The organism is Kitasatospora griseola, assembly GCF_014648555.1.
GTDB lineage: Bacteria > Actinomycetota > Actinomycetes > Streptomycetales > Streptomycetaceae > Kitasatospora > Kitasatospora griseola.
The window spans coordinates 84713-108129 of the sequence record NZ_BMRI01000001.1 but is presented as its reverse complement, the minus strand read 5'-3'; the positions used below and the strand labels follow the sequence as shown (position 1 = coordinate 108129).

Sequence of the window (23417 nt, the reverse complement as noted above, 5' to 3'; positions counted from 1 at the left end):
AGACGTACAGGCCGGCCAGGAGGCGGACGGAGCGGCGGAAGTGGTGCGGCGGGGGCATCGTGACGACCGCGTCGGGGGCGTGGCGGACCGTCAGGAACTCCCAGGGGGCGGTGGAGGTGCCGTACAGCTCGGACAGGCGGCGTCGGACGACGGGTTCGTCGCCGGCCGGGCCGCCGGAGTCGAAGGCGCGGCGGCCGAGCACGGTGGTGGCGATCAGGGCGCGGCCGTCGGCGGCGTAGGACGGGTCGGCGTCGCTGAGCACCAGGGAGTGCGAGATGCCGGTGCGCTCGGCGTCCAGGAGCAGCACGGGTTCGCCCAGCGGCGAGCGGTTGGCGGCGTGGTAGTAGGTGGTGACGGGGTGGAACCCGGGCTGCCGGAGGCCGGGGAGCAGGGTGGCAGCCGTCGCGGCGTCGGTGGCGACGATCACCGCGCGGGCCCGGATCGGGCCGTGCGCGGCGGTCTCCACGCCGTCGGTGCCGACCGCGGTGACGTCCACGCCCGGGCGGAGCGTGCCGTCCGGCAGCCCGGCGGCCAGCTGGGCGGGGACGGCGCCGATCCCGGCGGCGGGGACGCACAGCCGACCGCGGGCGTAGTCGCGCAGGGCCAGGTCGGCGACCCGGCTGGAGGTGCCGAGTGCCGGGTCGGCGAGCAGCGCGGCGAGCAGGGGGCGCAGGAAGCCGTCCACGGTGCGGCCGGGCAGGCCGCGGTCGGCCAGGGCGCGGGCGGCGGTGGTCTCCTGACGGGCCAGCAGCCGGGCGGTGGGGGTGGCGGCCAGCCGGGACAGGGTGCCGGCGAGCCGGGCCCGGTCCAGTGGAGTGCCGAGCGGGCTGCGGGTGGCGGCCTGCCGCGCGGGCGTGAGCTGCGGGCCGCCGACCCGGTAGGTGCGGCCGCTGCTGTGCACCAGGACGCCGGGGGCGAGCGGACGCAGGTCCAGCCGGTCCAGGTCGAGGTGGCGGACGAGTTCGGGGTCGGCGGTGTTCAGCAGGTGGCCGCCGAGGTCGAGGCGGAAGCCGTCGAGTTCCCGGGTGGCCATGCGGCCGCCGACGCGTTCGGTGCCCTCCAGGACCTGGACGTGCAGGCCCTGGGCGGTGAGCGCGGCGGCGGCGGTCAGCCCGGCGACGCCGGCGCCGACCACGATCGCGTCGGGGTCGGTGGCGTGAACACGGCTGATGAAGTCATGTGCGGGCACGAGTGGGTGCTCCCTCCCTGGCGGAGCCCTCCGCTGCCGCCGCGCGCGGCAGTGCCCGCGAATGAGCGGGGGGTGCCGGGGCGGGCAGCGGGGGGCGAGGACAACACGGTCCGTCGAAGGTGATGCCCCGTCACCCGGCCACCCAGACCGCCGGCCGCCACTCAATCGGTTCGGACCACTGGCGGAGGAGACACAGCGGGGCGGCTCCGTCACCCACCGTGCGCCAAACGGGGCGCGCGAGGCAGGTGCGGGCGCGCACCGTCACCGTCCACGCCCCGTGCGCCGCCCCCATGCACCCGTGCGCCCCCTGACGTTCCGTCAGTTCCCGGGTCGCCCGAGCGCCGCCGCCACGATCGACTCCAGGTCCGGGTGGAGGAACTCGAACCCCGCCTCCACCAGGGCTTTCGGTACCACCCGGTGACTGCCGACCACCTCTACGGCCATCTCCCCGAGCACCGCGCGCAGGGTCCACTCCGGCACCGCGAACACCGCCGGCCGCCCCAGTTGCCGGGCCAGCTCGGCGGTCAGCTCGCCGTTGGTGACGGGCGCGGGCCCGGCCAGGTTGACGGGGCCGCCGAGGTCCTGGCAGTCGATCAGGAAACGCAGCGCGGCCACCTCGTCGGCCAGCGAGATCAGGCTCCAGTACTGCTTGCCGTTGCCGAGCCGCCCGCCCAGTCCGAGCTTGAACAGCGGCAGCAGCCGGGCCCCCGCGCCGCCCTTCGGGTCGAGCACCAGGCCGGTGCGCGGGTGCACCACCCGGATCCCGGCGGCCGCGGCGGGCTGTGCGGCCCGCTCCCACTCCTGGCACACCTCGGACAGGAAGTCGCTGCCGCTGGGCGCCTGTTCGTCGATCAGCTGGTCCCCGGTCTGCCCGTACCAGCCGACCGCGGAGGCGCTGACCAGCACCTTCGGCGGGGTCTTCAGCCGGGTCAGCGCGGCGGCCAGGGTCTCGGTGCCGAGCACCCGGCTGTCCCGGATCTCCCGCCGGTAGGCGTCCGACCAGCGCCGGTCGCCGACGCCCGCCCCGGCCAGGTGCACCACCGCGTCGACGCCCTCCAGCGCGGCGCCGTCGATCTGCATCAGGAGCGGGTTCCACCCCACCCCGACCGTCCCGTCCGGCTGCGGGCCGGTGCGCGAGCGCCGCCGCACCAGCCGCAGCACCTCGTGCCCGTCCCCGACCAGGGAGTCCACCAGCGCGGACCCGATCAATCCCGTGGAACCTGTCACCGCGATACGCATACCGGCCATCCTCGCAGCCCTTACCGGCCCGCCCGGGCAGCCGGGCCGCCCGCCCGCGCACGGGGCGACAATTCCCGGCAAGATCCACAGCGGAGCGCCTAGCATGGCCGCCATGCCATCGACCGATCCGATCATCCGACCCGCCGTGGAGCAGGACGAGCAGGCGATCCGCGCCGTCGACCACGCCATCTGGTCCACGCTCAGCGAGGTCTCCCCGAAGGGCGCCGCCGACGCGCCGGTCTTCGACCCGCAGCACCGTCCCGAGCAGTACCTGGTGGCCGAACTCGACGGCCAGGTCGTCGGCTACATCCGCCAGTTGCAGGAGATCCCGCTGGAGTCCGCCGCCCACGTCCGGCAGATCCAGGGCCTGGGCGTGCTCCCGCAGGCCCGCGGCCGGGGCCTCGGCGACGCCCTGATCACCGCCGCCTGCGACGCCGCCCGCGCCGTCGGTGCCCGCCGGATGACCCTGCGGGTGCTCGGCCACAACACGCCCGCCCGCCGCCTGTACGAGCGCAACGGCTTCCAGGTGCTCGGCGTGCTCCCCGAGCACTTCCTGCTGGACGGCGCCTACGTGGACGACGTCTGGATGGGCCGCGCCCTGGACTGACCGGACCGGCCCGGTGGCGGCCCGCACCCGGTCGGCCGCCACCCGGACGGCGTCCGCCCCCGCCGACGGGCCGTCAGTCCCCGTACAGCTCCCACAGCTGCGGGTAGCGGGCGGCCATCGCCGTCCGGTCCGCGAAGTCGAACGAGGCGCCCTGCGGCGCGCGCGGCTGACGCACCCCCAGGTCCGGCAGCGGCAGGCCGGTCAACCGCTCGTACGCCTCGTCGGCGGCGTACCCGAGCTCCTCCGCGTCGCCGTCCTCCTCCTCGTCGAAGTCGGGCAGCAGCTCGGCGAGTTGGTCCGGGTCGTGCACCCCGCCCTCGAACACCTCCCGACCCTGGGCGATCAGCCAGCAGCGGAAGTAGTCGAAGCTGTCCTCGGAGGCCCCGCCGAGCAGCAGGTACGCGGCGCCCCACACGTCCACCGTGTAGGCCCGCTGGAACCGCGCCTCGAACTGCCGGGCGAAGTCCAGCACGTCGTCGGGGGTCAGCCCCATCAGCCGCTCCACCAGGCCCTGTGCCTGCTCGTCCGGATCACCCCCGGCCGCGTCCCGGGAGTCGTCGATCAGCTGCCAGAATGCCGTCTCGTCCATCACCGCTCCAGCATCCACAATCCGCACCGCGCCCGCACCCGATCGCACCGCTGACGGCACAGCCCGACAAGTGCCCGGACACGCACGAGCCCCGCACCGTCCGGGGACGGTGCGGGGCTTCCGGGCGGAACCGGGGTGCCTTACAGGCCGAGCTCGACCTCGAACTCGCCGGCCTCCAGGATCTCCTTGACCGCGACCAGGTAGCGGGCGGCGTCCGCGCCGTCCACCAGGCGGTGGTCGTAGGAGAGCGACAGGTAGGTCATGTCGCGGATGCCGATGGCGGTGCCGCCGTCGGCCTCGATCACCACAGGACGCTTCACGGTCGCGCCGATGCCCAGGATCGCGGCCTGGTTCGGCGGGACGATGACGGTGTCGAACAGCGCACCGCGCGAACCGGTGTTGGAGATGGTGAAGGTCGCACCGGACAGCTCGTCCGGGGTGATCTTGCTGTCGCGGACCTTCGACGCCAGCTCCGCGGTCTTCTTCGAGATGCCGGCGATGTTCAGGTCGCCCGCACCCTTGATGACCGGGGTCATCAGACCCTTCTCGGAGTCCACCGCGATACCGATGTTCTCGGTGTCGAAGTAGGTGATGGTGCCCTCGGCCTCGTTGATCCGGGCGTTGACGACCGCGTGGGCCTTCAGCGCCTGGGCGGCGGCCTTCACGAAGAACGGCATCGGGGACAGCTTCACGCCCTCGCGGGCCAGGAAGGAGTCCTTCGCCTTCGCGCGCAGCGACATGATCCGGGTGACGTCCACCTCGACCACGCTGGTCAGCTGCGCCTGCTCGTGCAGGGCCTTCATCATGTTGTCGCCGATGACCTTGCGCATGCGGGTCATCTTGACGGTCTGGCCACGCAGCGCGGACGGCGCGGCGGCGGCCTTCGCCGGGGCGGCGGCAGCGGGGGCGGCGGCGACCGGAGCCGGCGCGGCCTTCGCGGCCTCGGCGGCGGCGATCACGTCCTGCTTGCGGATGCGGCCACCGACGCCGGTACCGGCGACGGAGGACAGCGCGACACCGTGCTCGGCGGCGAGCTTGCGCACCAGCGGGGTGACGTAGGCGTCACCGGCGTCCGCGTCCGCGGCCGGAGCAGCAGCGACCGGAGCGGCAGCGGCCGGAGCGGCGGCGACCGGGGCCGGGGCGGCGACCGGAGCGGCCGGGGCCACCGGTGCCGGGGCAGCGACCGGGGCGGCGGGCGCGACCGGCGCGGGGGCCGGAGCAGCGACCGGAGCCGGAGCAGCGGCCACCGGGGCCGGAGCGGCCGGAGCGGCGGGGGCAGCCGGAGCGGCGACCGGGGCCGGGGCGGCGGCGACCGCGCCCGCGGCGCCGATCAGCGCCAGCTGGGCGCCGACCTCGGCGGTCTCGTCCTCGCCGACCAGGATCTTCACCAGGGTGCCCGCCACGGGGGAGGGGATCTCGGTGTCGACCTTGTCGGTGGAGACCTCCAGCAGCGGCTCGTCGACCTCGACGGTGTCGCCCTCGGCCTTCAGCCAGCGGGTGACGGTGCCCTCGGTGACCGACTCGCCCAGCGCGGGCAGCACCACGGGGGTGGCGTCGGCGGCGGGAGCGGCGGCGGCAGCCGGAGCCTCGGCGACCGGAGCGGCAGCCGCGGGGGCCTCCGCAACCGGGGCGGCCGGGGCGGCCGGAGCCTCGGCGACCGGGGCCGGAGCGGCCTCGGCGGCGGGCGCCGGGGCGGCGGCCGGGGCGCCGGAGCCGTCGTCGATGATCGCCAGCTCGGCGCCCACCTCGACGGTCTCGTCCTCGCCGACCTTGATCGAGGCCAGGATGCCGGAGGCCGGCGCCGGGATCTCGGTGTCGACCTTGTCGGTGGAGACCTCGAGCAGGGGCTCGTCCATCTCCACGCGCTCACCCTCGGCCTTCAGCCAGCGGGTGACGGTGCCTTCGGTCACGCTCTCGCCCAGCGCGGGCAGTGTTACTGAGACCGCCATGGTTTCAGCGACTCCTATCAAGTCTTGCGTTCAGGAATGAAAGGGACGGGGGCGCGATCAGTCGTGCGCGTGCAGCGGCTTGCCGGCCAGCGCGAGGTGGGCCTCGCCGAGGGCCTCGGACTGGCTCGGGTGCGCGTGGATCAGCTGCGCGACCTCGGCGGGCAGGGCCTCCCAGTTGTAGATCAGCTGGGCCTCGCCGACCTGCTCGCCCATGCGGGCGCCGACCATGTGGACACCCACGACGGCGCCGTCCTTGACCTGGACCAGCTTGATCTCGCCGGCGGTCTTGAGGATCTTGCTCTTGCCGTTGCCGGCCAGGTTGTACTTGAGGGTGACGACCTTCTCCTTGCCGTACTGCTCGACGGCCTTGGCCTCGGTCAGGCCGACGGAGGCGACCTCCGGGTTGGAGTACGTCACCCGCGGGATGCCGTCGTAGTCGATCGGGACGACCTTCAGGCCGGCGATCCGCTCGGCCACCAGGATGCCTTCGGCGAAGCCGACGTGGGCGAGCTGCAGGGTCGGGACCAGGTCGCCGACGGCGGAGATGGTCGGCACGTTGGTGCGCAGGTACTCGTCGACCAGGACGTAGCCGCGGTCCATCGCGACGCCCTGCTCCTCGTAGCCCAGGCCGGTCGAGACCGGGCCGCGGCCGATGGCGACGAGCAGCACGTCGGCCTCGATGGACTTGCCGTTCTCGGTGGAGACCCGGACGCCCTCGGCGGTGTACTCCACGCCGGAGAAGCGGGACTTCAGCTCGAACTTGATGCCGCGCTTGCGGAACGCGCGCTCCAGCAGCTTGGAGGAGTTCTCGTCCTCCAGCGGCACCAGGTGCGGCAGGCCCTCGACGATGGTGACGTCGACGCCGAACGACTTCCAGACCGAGGCGAACTCGCAGCCGATGACGCCGCCGCCGAGGATGATCGCCGACTTCGGGATGTAGTCCAGCTTCAGCGCGTGGTCGGAGGAGATGATCCGGTCGCCGTCGATGTCCAGGCCCGGGATCGAGCGCGGCACGGAGCCGGTGGCGAGGACGATGTGGCGGCCCTCGATGCGCTGGCCGTTGACGTCCACCGAGGTCTGCGAGGACAGCCGGCCCTCGCCCTGGATGAAGGTGACCTTGCGGGAGGCGACCAGGCCCTGCAGGCCCTTGTACAGGCCGGCGACGACGTCGTCCTTGTACTTGTGGACGCCCTTGATGTCGATGCCCTGGAAGGTGGCCAGGACGCCGAAGTCGGCGGCTTCGCGGGTCTCGTCGGCGACCTCGGCGGCGTGCAGCAGCGCCTTGGTCGGGATGCAGCCGCGGTGCAGGCAGGTGCCGCCCAGCTCACCCTTCTCGATCAGCGCGACGCTCAGGCCCAGCTGAGCGCCACGGAGGGCCGCGGCGTAGCCGCCGCTTCCGCCTCCGAGAATGACTACGTCGAAAACGGTGCTGGCGTCGTTCGCCACGTCACGTCCTCCATGCAAAAGGTGCGGATCGCCGGGCCGGTCGCGGTCCGGTGGGTGAGAGCCCTTGTAAGGCGCCCAGTCGTGCCGGAAATACATCTTTGCACTTGTTGGCGGCGGGTGGCGTCGGAGGGTGCCCCGGCCCGGCCCCGGTGCGACCCGCGAAGCGGTGGGGTGACCCGGTCCCGGAGGTATCGTCCCAGCTCACGGCCGGGAAATCGGCATTCGGAGGTACTCCGTCCGGGGGGCTTCGCCGTAGCAGTTCCGCCCTGCGGAATCAATTTTCGCCGGAGGCGAACAGTCGGGTGGATTGGCACCGGTTGCTACTGGCTGGTAATGCGTGTGGGGCCCGACACCGTCGGTGTCGGGCCCCACACGTCGATCAACGGGTCACTTGCCCGCGGCGGTGTCCTCCGCGAAGCGGACCAGGGTGCGCACCGCGCTGGCGGTGCCGCCCTTCGGGGTGTAGCCGAACGGGCCGGCCTCGTGGAACGCCGGGCCGGCGATGTCGATGTGCGCCCAGTCGATGCCCTCGGCGACGAACTCCTGCAGGAACAGGCCGGCCACCAGGCCGCCGCCCATCCGCTCGCCCATGTTCGCCAGGTCGGCGACGGTCGACTCGACCATGCCCTTGCGCAGGTCGGCCGGCAGCGGCATCGGCCAGGACGGCTCGCCGACCGCGCCCGCGGTCTCGTGCAGTCGGGTGCGCAGCGCGTCGTCGTTGGCCATCACACCGAAGGTGCGGTTGCCGAGCGCCAGCACCATCGCGCCGGTCAGGGTCGCCACGTCGACGATCACGTCGGGCTTCTCCTCGCCGGCCCGGACGATCGCGTCGGCCAGCACCAGCCGGCCCTCGGCGTCGGTGTTCAGCACCTCGACGGTCTTGCCGCCGTACATCCGCAGCACGTCGCCGGGGCGGGTCGCCGAACCGGACGGCATGTTCTCCGCCAGCGCCAGCCACGCCGTCACGTTGACCTGCAGACCCAGGCGCTTGGCGGCGACCACGGCGGCGAACACCGCGGCGGCGCCGGCCATGTCGCACTTCATGGTCTCGTTGTGACCGGCCGGCTTCAGCGAGATGCCGCCCGAGTCGTAGGTGATGCCCTTGCCGACGAACGCCAGCGACGCCTTCGCCTTCGGGTGGGTGTACGCCACCTTCACCAGCCGCGGCGGGTTGGTCGAGCCGACGCCGACGCCGAGGATGCCGCCGAAGCCGCCCTTGGCCAGCGCCTTCTCGTCCAGGACCTCGACCTTCAGGCCGTGCTCCTTGCCGGCCGCCTGCGCGATCGCGGCGAACGACTTCGGGTTCAGGTCGTTGGGCGCGGTGTTGACCAGGTCACGGGCCCGGTTCATCTCCTCGCCGATCGCCGTGGCGCGCTCGACGGCCGACTTGGCGTCCTTCGAGCCCTTGCGGTCGGTCAGCACGACCAGCTCGGCGACGGGGGCCTTCGTCACGTCGGCCTTGTAGGCGCCGAACGCGTACGAGCCGAGCAGGGCGCCCAGCGCGACCGCCTCGACGTCCTCGGCGGAGCCGGTCGGCAGCGCCAGCGCGACCTTCTTCGCACCGGCCAGGGTGCGGGCGGCCACACCGGCGGCCCGGCGCAGGTCCTCGGCGCCGAACGGGCCGTCAACGGCCTCGCCCAGGCCGACGGCCAGCACCAGCGGCGCCTTCAGCCCGGCCGGCGCGGGAAGCTTGACCGCCTCACCCTCGGCACCGGTGGCGCCCAGGGTGGTGAGGACCTCGGCCAGCTTGCCCTCGAACGCCTCGACGACCGCCTCGGCGCCAGCCGCCACGACCAGGCCCTTGGGGCCCTTCGCCACGCCGATCACCAGGGCATCCGCCCGCAGGCTCGCGGCGGAGGAGGTGCTCACAGACAGTGCAGTCACGACAAATGCGTCCTGTTCTTTCGCGGTCCACAGCCGGTGACGGCTCCGTTGCCGACCGGCAAACCCAGGCAGACTCCGCGGCAAAACGGGGCTCGGGGCCAGGGTGCTCACCGCATGGTAGTCCGCATATTGGGATCTCGCCGCCCCGCCTGCCCCCGTGCACGAACCGGCGCAACTCGTGACGGTGCGTGAGTTCTCGCGCGGGCGCGCCGTCATGTCAGCGCGAGCGCCACCAGGGTCGCCGTCGCCGAAGTCTCCACCAGCGCCCCCAGCACGTCCCCCGTCACCCCGCCGAAGCGCCGCACGCACCGCCGCAGCACGCCTGCGGCGACCGCCACCCCGAGCAGCACGGCCACCCCGCCCTGCCACCGCAACGCCGTCGCCGCGCCGACCACCAGCAACGTCACCGCCACCGCCACCGCCGGACGCACCGTCCCCGCCACCATCGCCCCCAACCCACCGGGCCGGGCGGCCGGCACCGACCGCAGACAGCCCCACAGCAGCGCGGTGCGGCCGGCGGTCGCCGCGACGGCCGCGGCGAGCGCCCCGCGCCAGAGCGACTGCCCGAACTGGCCTGTCAGTACGGCGATCTGAGCGAGCATCAGCAGAACGAGCGTCAGCACGCCGAACGGGCCGATGTCCGACTGCTTCATGATCCGCAACGCGTCCTCGGCGGGCTTGCCGCTGCCCAGCCCGTCCGCGACGTCCGCGACCCCGTCCAGGTGCAGCCCCCGGGTCACCACCGCCCCGACCGCCACCACCGCGACCGCGCCCAGCAGCGCCCCACCCCGCCACGCGACCAGCGCCCCCACCGCCCCGGCCAGCACCCCCACCACGACCCCGACCACCGGCGCCACCGCCATCGCCGCCCCACCGGCGGCCCGGTCCCACCGGTGCACCCGCACCCGAAAGACCGTCAGCGTCCCGAAAGCGAAACGTAGCGCGTCCGTCAACCGAGGTGCCGGTGGGCGCGGAACCGACGACGCAGCGCCCCCCGCCGAGAGACTTTCTGCGCGCTCGGCCCCGGGCTGGGCGTTCTCGTTCAAATCAGTAGCGCCCGAGCAGCTCCGCAGCCGTCGGCAGCTTCGCCGGCGCCCGCGGCGGCAGCGGCTTCGCGCTCGGCACCGCCGCCGGTTCGGCGAGGGTGTCGGTCGCGGCCTGGAGGAGCGGCAGGGCCAGGACCGCCGAGACGCCTTCGCCCATGGTGGCGCCGATCTCCTGGAGCGGGGTCAGGGTGAGGCGGTCGTACGCCTTGGCCTGGGCGGGTTCGCCGGTGAGGGCGGCGGCCCGCCACCACTCGGGGGCCCGGAAGGCGATCCGCTGGGCGACCAGCGCGCAGGCCGCGGAGACCACGCCGTCGAGGACGACGGGGAGCCTGCGGACGGCGGCCTGCAGCAGGAAGCCGGTGATCGCCGCGAAGTCCGCGCCGCCGGTCGCGGCGAGCAGCGCGAGCTGGTCGCCGAGCACGGGGCGGGCCCGGCGCAGCGCGTCGCGGATGGTGGCGCACTTGACCATCCAGACCCGGTCGTCGACGCCGGAGCCGCGGCCGGTGACGGCGGCGGCGTCGGTGCCGCACAGCGCGCCGATCAGGACGGCGGCGACGGTGGTGGAGCCGACGCCCAGGTCGCCGAGCAGGACGAGGTCGGTGCCGGCGTCGGCCTCCTCGTCCGCGACGGCCATGCCGGCCCGGAAGGCCCGGGTGGCTTCGTCGAGGGTCAGCGCGTTCTCGACGTCGATCCTGCCGGAGCCGCGCCGGACGCGGTGGCGGACGACCTCTTCGGGGAACTCGGCGGGGTCGGCGTCCACCGCGATGTCGACCACCCGGACGTCCGCGCCGTAGCGGCGGGCCAGCACGGCGACCGGCGCGGTGCCGTCGAGGACGGCACGGACCCGGTCGGCGGTGCCGCCGCGGGCGTCGAGGGTGGAGATGCCGAGCGAGGCGACGCCGTGGTCGGCGGCGAACAGCAGGACCTTGCTGGCGTGCAGCGGGCGGGTCGGCGCCTCGCCCTGCGCGGACGCCAGCCAGGCCGCCAGCTCCTGGAGCCGGCCCAGGCCGCCGCGCGGCACGGCCAACTGCTGCCAGCGCTCCTCGGCGCCGCGGCGCGCACTCTCGTCAGGCCGTTCGACGAGCGAGGAGAAAGTGTCGAGATCCACGGTGGTGTCCATCGCTCGGCAATCTACACGGCCGTCGCTTTGATGGTCAGCACCTGTCCCGCGACCACCAGCAGCACCTGCTCGGAGGCGTCGGCGACGGCCATGTTGAGCCGTCCGAGGGTGTCCCGGAAGCGCCGCCCGGAGGCGGTGGCGGGGACCACGCCCATGCCGACCTCGTTGGAGACCGCCACGACCGTTCGCCGGGTGCCGGCCCAGGCCGCGGCCAGTGCCGCGCAGCGCGCCTCGACGGCCTCCCTGCCGCCGTCCAGCCACCGCTCGTCGTCCCAGGCCCGGTGCTCGTCCATCACGGCGGTCAGCCACAGCGCCAGACAGTCGATCAGCACCGGCGCCGGGTCGCTGTCGTCGGCGAGCACGGTCTCCAGCTCGCAGGTCTCCGCGGTGCGCCAGCGGACCGGCCGGCGGGCCCGGTGCAGTTCGACGCGGTGCGCCCAGTCGGTGTCGCCGTCGCGGGCGCCCGAGGTGGCGACGTACAGGACGTCGGGGAACGGGGCGAGCAGCTGTTCGGCGCGGGTGGACTTGCCGGAGCGGGCGCCGCCGAGCAGCAGGGTGCGGGGGAGTGCCATGCGATCATCCTGCCGGACGGCGCATGCCCGCCTGCGGGGTGGGCACGCTACTGTCGCAACCCTTCAGCAGCAGTGTTCGACCCGGAGGAGCCCGGCATGGTGTGGACCTGGCGGTACGAGAAGAACGACGGCACCGTGGTGAGCCCGGCCGGCGACGCCGAGGAGTTCTCCAGCCAGGGCGACGCCGAGACCTGGATCGGCGAGGAGTGGAAGACGCTGCTGGACGACGGCGTCGACCGGGTCGTGCTGGTCGAGGACGGCCGCGACATCTACCCGATGAGCCTGCACGAGGGCTGACGCCCCGTCACTTCGCGCAGACCACGTGCAGCAGCGCGGCGACGTGCCGGTACGGGTCCTGCTTGCCGGCCCGCTCCTCGGCGTCCAGCAGCTGGCCGAGCTGACGGCCGTCCACCGGGGCGGCCTCGTCCGGCATGGTGTCGGTGAACACCCGCACCCCGTACCAGTGGCGCACGGGGACGGCGAACCCGGCGAGGGTGCCGGAGAGTTCGGCGAGCCGGTCGGCGCGGGCGGGCAGGCCGAGGCGGTTGGTGTAGCGGGTGGTGTCGAAGGCCTCCTGGCAGGCCCGCCAGTCGCCGGTCAGCCCGGCCCGCATGGCCAGCGCGTCGCCGTTGCGGACCAGCAGCGAGAGCAGCCCGCCGGGGGCCAGGATGCGGGCCACCGAGGCCAGCATCGGGTCCGGGTCGGGCAGGTACATCAGGGTGCCGTGGCAGAGCACCAGGTCGAAGCTGCGCGGCCCGAACCAGCGGCCGACCTGGTGGCCGTCGCCGGTGAGCAGCTGGACCCGGTCGCGGACCTCGGGCGGCTCGGCGGCCAGCGCCTGGTGGGCGACGGCGAGGATGCCCGGGTCCGGGTCGATCCCGGTGACGAAGTGCCCGGCGCGGGCCAGCCGCAGCGCCTGGGTGCCCTCGGCGCAGCCGACGTCCAGCACCCGCAGCGCGGTGCCGCGGGTGAGCTGCTCGGCGAGCTGCCGGGTCACCAGTTCCTGGCGGACCAGGTTGTGCAGTCCGCCGTGCCGCTCCAGCCATTCGCCGGCCCCGCTGTGATACGGCCCGCCACGGGCCGGCAGCCGCCCGTGACGGCCGCGCGGCGCCCCGTACTGCGCCGGGACGCCCGGTGTGCCGAAGGCCCCGACCGGCTGCTGCGCCGGCGGGGCCCAGTACGGCGGAACGGCTTCCGCGGTCAGGGCCGCTCGCCCCGCTTGACCATCGGCTTGGGCATCCGCAGCCGGCGCATCTGCAGGGTGCGCAGCAGGCCGTACATCACGGCGCCGCGGGTGTTCTCGTTCGGGAAGCGCGCGGCGAGGCCCTTGCGCAGCGCGAGGCCGAGCCGGACGAAGTCGAGGATCACCGTCACGAAGAACAGCATGAACAGCAGCGAGGACAGCGTCTGCAGGTAGCCGATCCGGACGATGCCGAGCACCAGCACCACGACGGCGAACGGCAGGAAGTACTCGGCCACGGCGCGGCGGGAGTCGATGAAGTCGCGGGTGTAGCGCTTGACCGGGCCCTTGTCGCGCGCCGGCAGGGCGCGCTCGTCGCCCTCGAGCATCGCGATGCGCTGCTTCTCGCGCTCGACGCGCATCCGGTCGCGGGCCTGGCGGGCGGCCTCCTTGCGGTCCTTGGGGACGGTGACCCGGGTCTTCCGGTTGGCCTCGGCCTCACTGCGCTTGGGCGTGGGTCGGCCCTTCGGGGCCTGCGGGTCGCGGGGCAGCCGCTCTTCCTCCTTCGTCAAGGTGACGGACGAGGAGGCGGCGGAGTCATCAGAGCGGCGTCGAAACACACTCCCAGCGTACGGGTTGACCGGCCGCTTTCCGGCCCGGCCCCGGATGCGAACCGATATCGATCGTGAGGACGATGCCGAACGGCCGCTCGCTGTAGCAGCATTGTTGCTGGCCGGTGGACTGCGCCGGGGACCCCGTCGCGCATACACTCGACCTGTCACGAGACGCAAACCCAGGCCCGAAGAAGGGGGCTATCGAGGCCCATGAGCGACGGAATCATGAAGCGTATGGGGCTGATCTTCCGCTCCAAGGCGAACAAGGCCTTGGACCGGGCGGAGGACCCGCGCGAAACGCTCGACTACTCCTACCAGAAGCAGCTGGAACTGCTGCAGAAGGTGCGCAGGGGCGTCGCCGACGTGGCCACCTCCCGCAAGCGCCTGGAGCTCCAGCTGACCCAGCTGCAGCAGCAGTCCTCCAAGTACGAGGACCAGGGCCGCAAGGCGCTGTCGCTCGGCCGCGAGGACCTGGCGCGCGAGGCGCTCAGCCGCAAGGCCAACCTGCAGTCCCAGATCACCGACCTGGAGACGCAGTACCAGGCCCTGCAGGCCGAGGAGGAGAAGCTCACGCTCGCCTCCCAGCGCCTCCAGGCCAAGGTGGACGCCTTCCGCACCAAGAAGGAGACCATCAAGGCCACCTACACCGCCGCCCAGGCGCAGACCCGGATCGCCGAGTCCTTCTCCGGCATCTCGGAGGAGATGGGCGACGTCGGCCTGGCGATCCAGCGGGCCGAGGACAAGACCGCCCAGATGCAGGCCCGCGCGGGTGCGATCGACGAGCTGCTGGCCTCCGGCGCGCTCGACGACGCCAGCGGCCTGGGCCGCAAGGACGACATCGAGGCCGAGCTGGAGCGGGTGGCCGGCGGCAGCGACGTCGAGCTGGAGCTGGCCCGGATGAAGGCCGAGCTGACCGGCGGCACTCCGGCCTCGCAGCCGCACGCGATCGAGCAGGGGAAGAACGACACCCCGCCGCCCACCATCAACTACCAGAAGTAAGCCCGCGAGCAGGGGAGACGTACCAGCATGATCATGCGGGTCTTGGGTGAGGGGCAGTTCGAGGTCGCGGAGAAGGACCTGGACCGGCTGAACCAGCTGGACGACGACCTGCTCCAGGCCGTCGAGGCGGACGACGAGGAGGCCTTCAAGGCCGCCCTCGGCAGCCTGCTGGCGGCCGTCCGGGAGGTCGGCACGCCGGTGCCGGCGGATTCGCTGGAGCCGTCGGACCTGATCCTGCCGGACGCCGAGGCGTCCCTGGACCAGGTGCGTGAGCTGCTGCGCGCCGAGGGTGACGGCCTGATCCCGGGCATCCCGGAGTAGTTCGGGCGCCGTTCGTGACGAGAGGGCGGGCATCCCCCAGGGGATGCCCGCCCTCTCGCGTGCCCGGCGCCGGTGTGCGGCGAATCGTTACGGCAGGGCCAGCATGCGGTCCAGCGCGGCCTTGGCGTACTTCTCGGTCTCCGCGTCCACCGTGATCACGTTCGGGACCCGGCCCTCGGCGAGCGACTCCAGCGCCCACACCAGGTGCGGCAGGTCGATCCGGTTCATGGTGGAGCAGAAGCACACCGTGCGGTCGAGGAAGACGACCTCCTTGTCCGGGTGCGCCTTGGCCAGGCGGCGGACCAGGTTCAGCTCGGTGCCGATGGCCCACTTGGAGCCGGGCTCGGCGGCGTCCAGCGCCTTGATGATGTACTCGGTCGAGCCGACCTGGTCGGCGGCGGTGACCACCTCGTGCCGGCACTCGGGGTGCACCAGGACGTTGACGCCGGGGATCCGCTCGCGCACCTCGTTGACCGAGTCCAGGTTGAACCGGCCGTGCACCGAGCAGTGGCCGCGCCACAGGATCATCTTCGCGTCCCGCAGCTGCTCGGCGGTCAGGCCGCCGTTCGGCTTGTGCGGGTTGTAGAGGACGCAGTCCTCCAGCGAGAAGCCCATCTCCAGCACCGCGGTGTTGCGGCCCAGGTGCTGGTCCGGCAGGAACAGCACCTTCTGCCCCTGCTCGAACGCCCACTCCAGCGCCCGCTTGGCGTTGGACGAGGTGCAGATGGTGCCGCCGTGCTTGCCGGTGAAGGCCTTGATGTCGGCGGAGGAGTTCATGTACGAGACCGGCACGGTCACGTCCGCGACACCCGCGTCGGTCAGCACGTCCCAGCACTCGGCGACCTGCTCGGCGGTGGCCATGTCGGCCATCGAACAGCCCGCGGCGAGGTCCGGCAGCACGACCTGCTGACGCTCGGAGGTGAGGATGTCGGCCGACTCCGCCATGAAGTGCACGCCGCAGAAGACGATGTACTCGGCCTCCGGACGGGCCGCGGCGTCCCGGGCCAGCTTGAAGGAGTCGCCGGTGACATCGGCGAACTCGATGACCTCGTCCCGCTGGTAGTGGTGACCCAGGATGAAGACCCGGTCCCCCAGCTTCTCCTTGGCGGCGCGAGCCCGCGCCACCAGGTCCGGGTCGGAGGCCGCAGGCAGATCGCCGGGGCACTCCACCCCGCGCTCACTGTTCGGGTCGGCCTCGCGGCCGAGCAGCAGCAGGGCGAGCGGCGAGGGAGTCGGGTCGACGCCGTGCGTCTCGGTGGTGGTGGTCACGGGCGGCTGCCCTCCTGGTGCGGCCGGATCGTTCTCGACCAGCCTTCTCGTCTATCTGACGCTATCTATGATAACCGGTTGTCGTCAGCCTGACGATGGCCATTCTGTCGATGTGACGAGAACCGCTCACCGGGATGGATGCTTCCGGCGCGAGAACCGGCCGTAGCCCCGGTTGGGTGGGGGGCATGAAGGCAATCGCGATCAACCGCTACGGCGGGCCCGAGGTGGTCGAGTACACCGAGCTGCCGGATCCCAAGGTCGGCCCCGACTCCGTTCTCGTCCGTACGCGGGCGGTGGGGGTCAATCCGGTCGACTGGAAGATCCGGGAGGGGCACCTCGACGGGATCCTCGACGTGTGCTTCCCGATGATCATGGGGTTCGACCTGGCCGGGGTGGTGCAGGCGGTCGGTGGGGCCGTCACCGAGTTCGGGCCGGGGGACGAGGTGATCGGGTACGTCCGCAAGGACGTCATCGGGTACGGCACGTACGCCGAGCTCGTCGCCGCGCCCGTTCGGACGTTGGCCCGGAAGCCGGCGGCGCTCGACTGGGCGCAGGCCGGGGGGCTGCCCACGGCCGGGCTCACGGCGCAGCAGGCGCTGGTGAACGCGCTGCGGGTGCGGCGCGGGGAGACCGTGCTGATCCATGCCGCGGCCGGTGGCGTCGGCTCGCTCGCGGTGCAGGTCGCCACCGCGCTCGGCGCCCGGGTGATCGGGACGGCCGGGTCGCACAACCACACCTTCCTGCGCGGGCTCGGCGCGGAGCCCGTCGAGTACGGCCAGGGCCTGGCGGAGCGGGTGCGGGCGCTCGCCCCGGAGGGGGTGGACGCGGTGCTCGACCTGGTCGGCGGGGAGGCGCTCGACGTGTCCACCGCCCTGGTCAAGGACCCGACCCGGATCGCCTCCGCCGTCGACTACCGGGTGAGCGGGCTGGGCGGTCACTACATCTGGACCCGGCCCGACCCCGAGGACCTGGCCGCCGTCGCCCGGCTCGCCGACGACGGGCTGCTCACCGTGCCGGTCGCCTCCACCTTCCCGCTCGGCCAGGCCGCGTCCGCGCAGGCCCTGAACGCCGAAGGGCGCACCCGCGGCAAGATCGTCCTGCTGGTGGACTGAGCGGACGCCCGGCGTCGGCAAGAATGGGCCCCGCAGAGTCCGCCCCTGTGCGGGGGCCGCGGCTCGCCACACCCTCACCCGTACCACCCGTGGAGCCCCGCCATGAGCACCCACCGGCCGCCCGACCTCGGCCAGGCGGTGACCGGACAGGCCCTGGACGACACCGACCGCCTGCTGCTGGAGCACCTCAGCCGGGACGGCCGGGCCTCGTACGCCGAGATCGGGCTGCTCACCAACCTGTCCGCCACCGCCGTCCGCCGCCGGATCGACCGGCTGCGGGCGCGCGGCGTGGTCCGCGGCTTCACGGTGGTGCTCGACCCCGCGCTGCTCGGCTGGGGCACCGAGGCGTTCGTCGAGGTCTACTGCCGGGCCCGCACCTCGCCGGAGGAGCTGCTCGCCTCGCTGCGCCAGTTCCCCGAGGTGGCCGCCGCCTGGACGGTCACCGGCGACCCGGACGCGCTGGTCCACCTGCGGGCCGCCGACACCCGTCACCTGGAAGCCGTCATCGAACGCATCCGCAAGGAGCCCGGCGTCCAGCGCAGTCGTTCGTCGGTGGTGCTCTCCCAGCTCATCTGACGCAGGAATCCTGCGCAGGACCCCCCGAACACGCACGAAACCGGCCCTGACCGGCCCCGTTCCGACGCGCGCCCGCACCGCACCGCTGCCTACGCTGATCATGACCCCACGCACCGCAGCAGCGAAGAGGACACCCGTGTACGCAGCCCCCGACCGCATGCACAAGCCGGACAGCGAACTCGTCGACCTGGTCTTCGACTACATGCGCGAACGGCTGCAGTACGACCCCGTTCCGCTCGACCACCCCGGCGACGGCGCCCACCTGCGGGAGGTGCTCGCCGGGCTGCTGAACGAGCACGGCAACGACCCGGCCGACGTGCTCAAGCTGTACGACCACGAGCTGTCCCGCGCCGTCATCTCCGCCGACAGCCCGCGATACCTGTCCTTCATCCCGTGCGCGCCCACCAAGGCCGCGCTGCTGTTCGACATGGTGGTCTCCTGCGCCTCCCTGCAGGGCATCTCCTGGCTGGAGGCGGCCGGCGCGATCGCCGCCGAGAACCAGGTGCTGCGGCTGATAGCCGACCGCGCCGGACTGCCCGCCGCGGCCGGCGGCGTTTTCGTCTCCGGCGGCTCGGCCGGCAACCTGTCCGCGCTGGTGGTCGCCCGCGACACCGCCCGGCGCCGGCTGAACGTCGGCCCCGAGGCCCGGCTGCGGATCGCCGTCGCCGACCAGGTGCACTCCTCGGTCAAGAACACCTTCAACATCATCGGCGTCGAGGCCTTCCCCGTCCCCGCCGTCGACCGCCGCCTCACCGGCGCGGCCCTGCGCGCCGCCCTCGCCGCCGACCCGCACCCCGAGACCGTCATCGCCGTGGTCGGCACCGCGGGCACCACCAACGAAGGCATCGTCGACGACCTCGCGGGCATCGCCGAGGTCGCCCGCGAACACGGGCTCTGGTTCCACGTGGACGGCGCGTACGGCGGCGCCGGACTGTTCGCCCCCTCGGTGCGCGAGCGCTACAACGGCATCGAGCACGCCGACTCCTTCGTGGTCGACCCGCACAAGTGGCTGTTCGCCCCGTTCGACTGCGCCGCGCTGCTCTACCGCGACCCGCGCCTGGCCCGCGCCGTGCACACCCAGGACGCCGGCTACCTGGACGTCCTGCACACCGAGGGCGACGAGTGGAACCCCACCGACTACGCCTACCACCTCACCCGGCGCGCCCGCGGCCTCCCGCTCTGGTTCTCGCTCGCCGTCCACGGCGTCCAGGCGTACACCGACGCCATCGAGACCGGTCTGCGGCTGGCCAAGGACACCGCGCAGCTGATCCGCGACACCGAGCACCTCGAACTGCTCCACGACCCGCAGCTGTCCGCGGTCTGCTTCCGCCGCACCGGCTGGACCCACGACGACTACTACCGCTGGTCCCGGCAGCTGCTCGCCGACCAGGTCGGCTTCGTCACCCCCACCGGCTGGGACGGCGAGACCGTCGCCCGGTTCGCGTTCCTGCACCCCGGCACCACCATGGAGATGGTCCAGGAGATCCTCGACACCATGCGGTGACGTGCCGTCCCGAACGGCGGCTACAGGTAGCCGCCGTTCGGCACGTACGGGGCCGGCGGGCGCATCCCGCGGACCGCCAGGTAGCCGCGGGTGGTCAGCGACAGGCCCAGCTCCAGGCCCACGTCGACCGCCCACTCCTGCTCCGCCGTCAGGAACTCCACGTCCGCGTCGACGCCCTCCGGCACCCGGGCCAGCGCCTCGCGCAGCAGCCGGGTGGCGATCCGCTTCGAGGTGGCGGCGACCAACTGGACGGCGCCGCCGTCCCGGTAGCAGTAGCCGGTGCCGGCCAGGGTGTCCGCGATCAGCAGCTCCTCGAAGTGCGCCAGCATGAACGGGTGGTCGGGGCCGTGCGCCGCGCCCCGCAGCCGCCGGTCCACCGAGTCCAGCAGGTGCAGGTGCGAGGCGTTGCCGGTGTGCACCGGGATGTCCCCCGGGTCCAGCAGCCGCTCCCGGTCGACCCGGCCGGTCAGCCGCATCGTCGGGTGCAGGGTGAACCCGGCCGCCCGGTAGCGGCGCGCCGCCGCCGGCGACGACGAGGCGCACAGCATGCCGCGCAGACAGCCCCGCCCGTACGCGGCGGCCCGCTCCAGCAGCAGCCGGCCCACCCCCTGGCCCTGCGCGGACGGCAGCACCACGAACAGCGCCAGCACCCACACGCCCTCGCGGCGCAGCGACAGCGCCGCCCCCACCGCCTCGCCGTCCTGCTCGGCGATCCAGCACCCCTGCGGGTCGGTGACGGCCAGGTGGCGGGAGCGGGCGAGCCGGCGGATCCGGGACGGCGCGTCCGCCGCCTCCGGCTCGGCGTCCGCCGGCCGGCCGTCCAGGTCGCGGAACGCCGCCCGGGAGACCCGGTTCACGGCCTCGGCGTCCTCCGCGGTGTCTCTCAGCTGACGAATGATCACCGTCACATCCTGCTGTGCCCGGGTGTGCGGGCGGTAGCGGTTTGCCCAAGTGGGCGGTGACCGCCTGCGCGCGGTGTGCGAGCATGGGGTACGTGGGGGAGTGGGCGACGAAAAAAGTCCCCCGAACGCACCACCTCCCGGAAATGAATCCGGGGGGCCGCTGGTTGGCACTGGCGGATCACAGTCGTCACAGACCGGGAGTAAGCATGACCGTCCAGGACGAGACCACCGTCGAGAGTGGCATCCTCCTCACCGATGCCGCCGCGGCCAAGGTCAAGGGCCTGCTGGAGCAGGAGGGCCGCGAGGACCTGTCGCTGCGCGTCGCCGTGCAGCCCGGCGGCTGCTCGGGCCTGCGCTACCAGCTGTTCTTCGACGAGCGTTCGCTGGACGGCGACGTCGTCAAGGACTTCAACGGTGTCAAGGTCGTCACCGACCGGATGAGCGCCCCGTACCTGGGCGGCGCCACCGTCGACTTCGTCGACACCATCGAGAAGCAGGGCTTCACCATCGACAACCCGAACGCCACCGGCTCCTGCGCCTGCGGCGACTCGTTCAGCTAAGCCTTCAGGACGGCGCGAACGAAGAGGGCGGCTCCCCGGTCGGGGAGCCGCCCTCGGGGCTTTCCGGGGTCAGCGCGGGCCGCCGACGCCCACCCCGTCGGTCTGCACCGGCACCTGGTCGCCGGTCGCGGTGTCCACCACGCCGCCGCCGTTCATCGGGCGGGGCAGGGTCACCGTCGCCTGCTGCTCCTTCATCAGCTGCGGACAGGCCTGGCCCGGCGTGGCGGTCCTGGTGATCACGATCCGCAGCTTCACGGTGGGCGGGGCGTCCTCCTCCAGCCGGACCCCGTACTTGTCGCACACCCCGGCGACGTAGAACACCGTCAACTGGGTGGGGCTGTCCTGCCGGTAGCCCGTCACGGGGATCCTCACCGCGGTCGGCGGGTGCTCGCCGACCGCGATGCCCGGGCTGGTCGGCTGTCCGGTGCCGGGCGTCGGCGAGGACTGGGCGCCCGTGTCGGCCCCGCCGGACGGGGTGGCCGTCGGCGATCCGGGGGCCGCGGTGCCCGGGCCGGGCGTCGCGTCGGAGGCGGCGGACGGGCTCGACGAGCCGGGGGAGCCCGCGGCGGTCGGGGTGGAACTGCCGCACGCGGTCAACAGGCCGCCGGCGAGGGACACGGCGGCGAGGGCCAGCGCGGTCCGGCGCCGGTGCGCGGGCTTGGCGGAGACGGCTGCGGTCCTGACGTCCATGATCTGCGTTCCTCCCGAGGGTCGCGCAGTGCCGCCGGGAGCGGCACCGCGCGGATTCGACGTGCCCGGGAGGAATCCGGTTCCCGCTACTCGCCGAACTCCGGCATCCCCGCCACCACCCGGCGCGCCTCCATCGGCACCCGGACGCCCAGCGCCGTCGGCACCGACCGCGAGGGGCCCGGCCCGGTGGCCGGCCAGAACCGGCCCAGCTTGCGCGAGGAGTCCAGCAGGTCCGCCAGCGACTCCACATCGGGGTCGTCCAGGCCGACCGGCAGTCGGCGGGGGGAGTGATCAATCACCATGCGGTACCAGCTCCGATCGCCGCGCCGCGGCCACGCTGCCGCGGACTGGACGGGGGCCGCGTCCGGCCCCCGTACTGGCGACCCTAGGACGCTCCCGGCCCCGGCGACAGGCCTACCCATCGGTAGTACCGGATCGGGCGGGTACCTTAGGTGGGTTGATGTCCGCTGCTCCGGCCCCCGCCGGGCCGCCCGAGGAGAACTCCGTGCGCATCGCCGTCGCCGGCTCGATCGCCACCGACCACCTGACGACCTTCCCCGGCCGCTTCTCGGACCAACTGGTCCCCGAGCAGCTGCACACGGTGTCGCTGTCGTTCCTGGTCGACACCCTCGACATCCGCCGCGGCGGCGTCGGCGGCAACATCGCCTTCGGCATGGGCGTGCTCGGCCTGCGCCCGGTCCTGGTCGGCGCGGCCGGCGCGGACTTCGCCGAGTACCGCAGCTGGCTCGACCGGCACGGCGTGGACACCGAGTCCGTGCACATCTCCGAGACCCGGCACACCGCCCGGTTCATGTGCACCACCGACCAGGACCACAACCAGATCGCGTCCTTCTACACCGGCGCGATGGCCGAGGCCCGCAGCATCGAGCTGAAGCCGATCGCCGACCGGGTCGGCGGCCTCGACCTGGTCCTGATCAGCGCGGACGACCCCGCCGCGATGGTGCGGCACACCCAGGAGTGCCGCACCCGCGGCTACGCGTTCGCCGCCGACCCCTCCCAGCAGCTCGCCCGCCTGGAGGGCGACGACATCCGGGAGATCGTCGACGGCGCGGCCTACCTGTTCACCAACGAGTACGAGGCCGCGCTGATCGAGTCCAAGACCGGCTGGTCTGCGGACGAGATCCTGAGCCGCGTCGGCACCCGGGTCACCACCCTCGGCCCGAAGGGCGTCTGCATCCAGCGCCAGGGCGAGCCGGACATCGTGGTCGGCTGCGCCGCGGAGGAGCGCAAGGCCGACCCCACCGGCGTCGGCGACGGCTTCCGGGCCGGCTTCCTGGCGGGCCTGTCCTGGGGCCTCGGCCTGGAGCGCGCCGCCCAGGTCGGCTGCATGATCGCCACCCTGGTCATCGAGACCGTCGGCACCCAGGAGTACGAGCTGCGCAGCGGGCACTTCCTGGAGCGCTTCGAGGCGGCCTACGGGGCGGACGCCGCGGCCGAGGTCCGCGCGAAGCTGTAGTCCGGCCGGGGGCGGAGCCCGCTGCTACGCCCCCGACCTGACCACCAGGTACGCCGTGCCGTGGTCCGCGCCGTAGTCGGTGGCCGAGGTCTCGCCCGCGTAGGTGTGGCCGCACATCTCGCACCAGGCGGGGATGTCGTGGCGGGCCGCTTCGTCGTCGGAGAGGACGGCGACGCGGCCGCCGGGGGCGACCTCGGCGGCCGCTTCGTCGTCGGAGAGGACGGCGACGCGGCCGCCGGGGGCGACCTCGGGGATGCGCTTGGCGAGCTCGATGACCGGGACCGGGCAGCGCCTGCCGAGAGTGTCGAGGACCAGGGCGTCGGCGGTGGCGGCGGGGGCTGGGAGGTCGAGGCCGAGGGGGGCGCGGATCTCGGCGACGATCCGGGGGAGCACGTCGAGGAAGCGGTCCACGTCCGCGGCGGCGGTGCCCGGCGGGAGCGAGACGCGGACGTTGCCCTCGGTGAGGACGCCCATCGCGGCCAGCACGTGGCTGGGCGTCAGCGTGCTGGACGTGCAGGAGGAGCCGGAGTTGACGGCGAAGCCGGCCCGGTCGAGTTCGCCGAGCAGCACCT

Annotated in this window: 25 protein-coding genes; 9 read left to right on the top strand and 16 right to left on the bottom strand. The window is 73.3% G+C overall.

The genetic code is table 11. From position 1 onward, the window contains the following. Positions 1–1189, bottom strand: a 1189-nt coding sequence (locus tag IEZ12_RS00525) for an FAD-dependent oxidoreductase (protein WP_229847112.1), incomplete at its 3' end; no start/stop codon positions are given. 318 nt (positions 1190–1507) lie between these two features. After that, entirely contained in the window at positions 1508–2437 is a 930-nt protein-coding gene (locus IEZ12_RS00520) for a TIGR01777 family oxidoreductase (protein WP_189270249.1), read from the bottom strand. A 94-nt stretch (positions 2438–2531) separates the two neighbouring features. Between IEZ12_RS00520 and IEZ12_RS00515 the strand changes: the two genes are divergently transcribed. After that, the gene (locus IEZ12_RS00515; protein ID WP_043913567.1) at positions 2532–3035 is read left to right on the top strand and encodes a GNAT family N-acetyltransferase; all 504 of its coding nucleotides are present in this window, start codon (positions 2532–2534) and stop codon (positions 3033–3035) included. 73 nt (positions 3036–3108) lie between these two features. On the opposite strand, the gene IEZ12_RS00510 is transcribed toward IEZ12_RS00515, so the two are convergent. The 7 genes from IEZ12_RS00510 to cobU all read right to left on the bottom strand — a co-directional run bounded on the left by IEZ12_RS00510 (position 3109) and on the right by cobU (position 11641). After that, entirely contained in the window at positions 3109–3624 is a 516-nt protein-coding gene (locus IEZ12_RS00510) for a DUF4240 domain-containing protein (protein ID WP_189270248.1), read from the bottom strand. 140 nt (positions 3625–3764) lie between these two features. Beyond that, positions 3765–5573 (bottom strand): 2-oxoglutarate dehydrogenase, E2 component, dihydrolipoamide succinyltransferase, encoded by a 1809-nt coding sequence (sucB, locus tag IEZ12_RS00505; RefSeq protein WP_189270247.1) that lies wholly within the window; start codon positions 5571–5573, stop codon positions 3765–3767. Between the two features lie 57 nt (positions 5574–5630). Further along, on the bottom strand, positions 5631–7019 hold the full coding sequence (gene lpdA, locus IEZ12_RS00500) for a dihydrolipoyl dehydrogenase (RefSeq protein WP_043913562.1): 1389 nt from the start codon (positions 7017–7019) through the stop codon (positions 5631–5633). A 387-nt stretch (positions 7020–7406) separates the two neighbouring features. Further along, positions 7407–8903, bottom strand: coding sequence for a leucyl aminopeptidase (locus IEZ12_RS00495; RefSeq protein ID WP_189270246.1), 1497 nt, complete (start codon positions 8901–8903; stop codon positions 7407–7409). 212 nt (positions 8904–9115) lie between these two features. Then, on the bottom strand, positions 9116–9856 hold the full coding sequence (locus IEZ12_RS00490) for an adenosylcobinamide-GDP ribazoletransferase (protein WP_189270245.1): 741 nt from the start codon (positions 9854–9856) through the stop codon (positions 9116–9118). Between the two features lie 94 nt (positions 9857–9950). Then, positions 9951–11069 carry a nicotinate-nucleotide--dimethylbenzimidazole phosphoribosyltransferase gene (locus tag IEZ12_RS00485; protein WP_043913560.1) on the bottom strand — a complete coding sequence of 373 codons (1119 nt, stop codon included), beginning with the start codon at positions 11067–11069 and terminating at the stop codon, positions 9951–9953. Between the two features lie 11 nt (positions 11070–11080). Beyond that, complete coding sequence (gene cobU, locus IEZ12_RS00480) at positions 11081–11641, bottom strand: bifunctional adenosylcobinamide kinase/adenosylcobinamide-phosphate guanylyltransferase (protein ID WP_189270244.1); 561 nt, start codon at positions 11639–11641, stop codon at positions 11081–11083. Between the two features lie 96 nt (positions 11642–11737). Here cobU and IEZ12_RS00475 point away from each other — a divergent pair, with 96 nt between their 5' ends. Next, positions 11738–11938, top strand: coding sequence for a hypothetical protein (locus IEZ12_RS00475; RefSeq protein WP_189270243.1), 201 nt, complete (start codon positions 11738–11740; stop codon positions 11936–11938). Positions 11939–11945: 7 nt separating this feature from the next. Here IEZ12_RS00475 and IEZ12_RS00470 read toward each other — a convergent pair whose 3' ends face one another. Both IEZ12_RS00470 and IEZ12_RS00465 read right to left on the bottom strand, forming a co-directional pair. Next, positions 11946–12638 (bottom strand): class I SAM-dependent methyltransferase, encoded by a 693-nt coding sequence (locus IEZ12_RS00470; protein WP_229847111.1) that lies wholly within the window; start codon positions 12636–12638, stop codon positions 11946–11948. A 203-nt stretch (positions 12639–12841) separates the two neighbouring features. After that, entirely contained in the window at positions 12842–13393 is a 552-nt protein-coding gene (locus IEZ12_RS00465) for a DUF3043 domain-containing protein (RefSeq protein WP_229847110.1), read from the bottom strand. A 267-nt stretch (positions 13394–13660) separates the two neighbouring features. Between IEZ12_RS00465 and IEZ12_RS00460 the strand changes: the two genes are divergently transcribed. Both IEZ12_RS00460 and pspAA read left to right on the top strand, forming a co-directional pair. Then, positions 13661–14434, top strand: a complete 774-nt coding sequence (locus IEZ12_RS00460) for a PspA/IM30 family protein (protein ID WP_043913555.1) — start codon at positions 13661–13663, stop codon at positions 14432–14434. 27 nt (positions 14435–14461) lie between these two features. Then, positions 14462–14755 (top strand): PspA-associated protein PspAA, encoded by a 294-nt coding sequence (gene pspAA, locus IEZ12_RS00455; protein WP_043913554.1) that lies wholly within the window; start codon positions 14462–14464, stop codon positions 14753–14755. A gap of 87 nt (positions 14756–14842) precedes the next feature. On the opposite strand, the gene nadA is transcribed toward pspAA, so the two are convergent. After that, positions 14843–16024: a quinolinate synthase NadA gene (gene nadA, locus IEZ12_RS00450; protein ID WP_043913553.1), complete on the bottom strand. Its 1182-nt coding sequence runs from the start codon at positions 16022–16024 to the stop codon at positions 14843–14845. A 185-nt stretch (positions 16025–16209) separates the two neighbouring features. Here nadA and IEZ12_RS00445 point away from each other — a divergent pair, with 185 nt between their 5' ends. From IEZ12_RS00445 to IEZ12_RS00435, 3 genes are all read left to right on the top strand, one after another. Next, positions 16210–17136, top strand: coding sequence for an NADP-dependent oxidoreductase (locus IEZ12_RS00445; RefSeq protein WP_189270241.1), 927 nt, complete (start codon positions 16210–16212; stop codon positions 17134–17136). Between the two features lie 102 nt (positions 17137–17238). Then, positions 17239–17712, top strand: a complete 474-nt coding sequence (locus IEZ12_RS00440) for an Lrp/AsnC family transcriptional regulator (protein ID WP_043913551.1) — start codon at positions 17239–17241, stop codon at positions 17710–17712. A 136-nt stretch (positions 17713–17848) separates the two neighbouring features. Further along, a complete protein-coding gene (locus tag IEZ12_RS00435; protein WP_229847109.1) occupies positions 17849–19216 on the top strand; it encodes a pyridoxal phosphate-dependent decarboxylase family protein in 1368 nt (455 codons plus the stop codon). 20 nt (positions 19217–19236) lie between these two features. On the opposite strand, the gene IEZ12_RS00430 is transcribed toward IEZ12_RS00435, so the two are convergent. Next, positions 19237–20118 (bottom strand): GNAT family N-acetyltransferase, encoded by an 882-nt coding sequence (locus IEZ12_RS00430; RefSeq protein ID WP_189270240.1) that lies wholly within the window; start codon positions 20116–20118, stop codon positions 19237–19239. 206 nt (positions 20119–20324) lie between these two features. Between IEZ12_RS00430 and erpA the strand changes: the two genes are divergently transcribed. Further along, on the top strand, positions 20325–20678 hold the full coding sequence (erpA, locus tag IEZ12_RS00425; RefSeq protein ID WP_043913549.1) for an iron-sulfur cluster insertion protein ErpA: 354 nt from the start codon (positions 20325–20327) through the stop codon (positions 20676–20678). 69 nt (positions 20679–20747) lie between these two features. On the opposite strand, the gene IEZ12_RS00420 is transcribed toward erpA, so the two are convergent. Then, positions 20748–21368: a hypothetical protein gene (locus tag IEZ12_RS00420; protein ID WP_189270239.1), complete on the bottom strand. Its 621-nt coding sequence runs from the start codon at positions 21366–21368 to the stop codon at positions 20748–20750. Positions 21369–21454: 86 nt separating this feature from the next. Then, complete coding sequence (locus IEZ12_RS00415; protein WP_189270238.1) at positions 21455–21670, bottom strand: hypothetical protein; 216 nt, start codon at positions 21668–21670, stop codon at positions 21455–21457. Between the two features lie 203 nt (positions 21671–21873). Here IEZ12_RS00415 and IEZ12_RS00410 point away from each other — a divergent pair, with 203 nt between their 5' ends. Continuing rightward, a complete protein-coding gene (locus IEZ12_RS00410; protein ID WP_189270506.1) occupies positions 21874–22845 on the top strand; it encodes a carbohydrate kinase family protein in 972 nt (323 codons plus the stop codon). Positions 22846–22869: 24 nt separating this feature from the next. Here the strand turns inward: IEZ12_RS00410 and IEZ12_RS37455 are convergent. Continuing rightward, positions 22870–23417, bottom strand: a 548-nt coding sequence (locus IEZ12_RS37455; RefSeq protein WP_229847108.1) for a sulfurtransferase TusA family protein, incomplete at its 5' end; no start/stop codon positions are given.

Coding starts and splice junctions, on each gene's coding strand:
- pspAA (WP_043913554.1), top strand. CDS start 14,462: ATGATCATGCGGGTCTTGGGTGAGGGGCAGTTCGAGGTCGCGGAGAAG.
- IEZ12_RS00440 (WP_043913551.1), top strand. CDS start 17,239: ATGAGCACCCACCGGCCGCCCGACCTCGGCCAGGCGGTGACCGGACAG.
- IEZ12_RS00515 (WP_043913567.1), top strand. CDS start 2,532: ATGGCCGCCATGCCATCGACCGATCCGATCATCCGACCCGCCGTGGAG.
- IEZ12_RS00460 (WP_043913555.1), top strand. CDS start 13,661: ATGAAGCGTATGGGGCTGATCTTCCGCTCCAAGGCGAACAAGGCCTTG.
- IEZ12_RS00485 (WP_043913560.1), bottom strand. CDS start 11,069: ATGGACACCACCGTGGATCTCGACACTTTCTCCTCGCTCGTCGAACGG.
- IEZ12_RS00520 (WP_189270249.1), bottom strand. CDS start 2,437: ATGGCCGGTATGCGTATCGCGGTGACAGGTTCCACGGGATTGATCGGG.
- sucB (WP_189270247.1), bottom strand. CDS start 5,573: ATGGCGGTCTCAGTAACACTGCCCGCGCTGGGCGAGAGCGTGACCGAA.
- IEZ12_RS00475 (WP_189270243.1), top strand. CDS start 11,738: ATGGTGTGGACCTGGCGGTACGAGAAGAACGACGGCACCGTGGTGAGC.
- IEZ12_RS00420 (WP_189270239.1), bottom strand. CDS start 21,368: ATGGACGTCAGGACCGCAGCCGTCTCCGCCAAGCCCGCGCACCGGCGC.
- IEZ12_RS00510 (WP_189270248.1), bottom strand. CDS start 3,624: ATGGACGAGACGGCATTCTGGCAGCTGATCGACGACTCCCGGGACGCG.
- erpA (WP_043913549.1), top strand. CDS start 20,325: ATGACCGTCCAGGACGAGACCACCGTCGAGAGTGGCATCCTCCTCACC.
- IEZ12_RS00445 (WP_189270241.1), top strand. CDS start 16,210: ATGAAGGCAATCGCGATCAACCGCTACGGCGGGCCCGAGGTGGTCGAG.
- IEZ12_RS00415 (WP_189270238.1), bottom strand. CDS start 21,670: ATGGTGATTGATCACTCCCCCCGCCGACTGCCGGTCGGCCTGGACGAC.
- cobU (WP_189270244.1), bottom strand. CDS start 11,641: ATGGCACTCCCCCGCACCCTGCTGCTCGGCGGCGCCCGCTCCGGCAAG.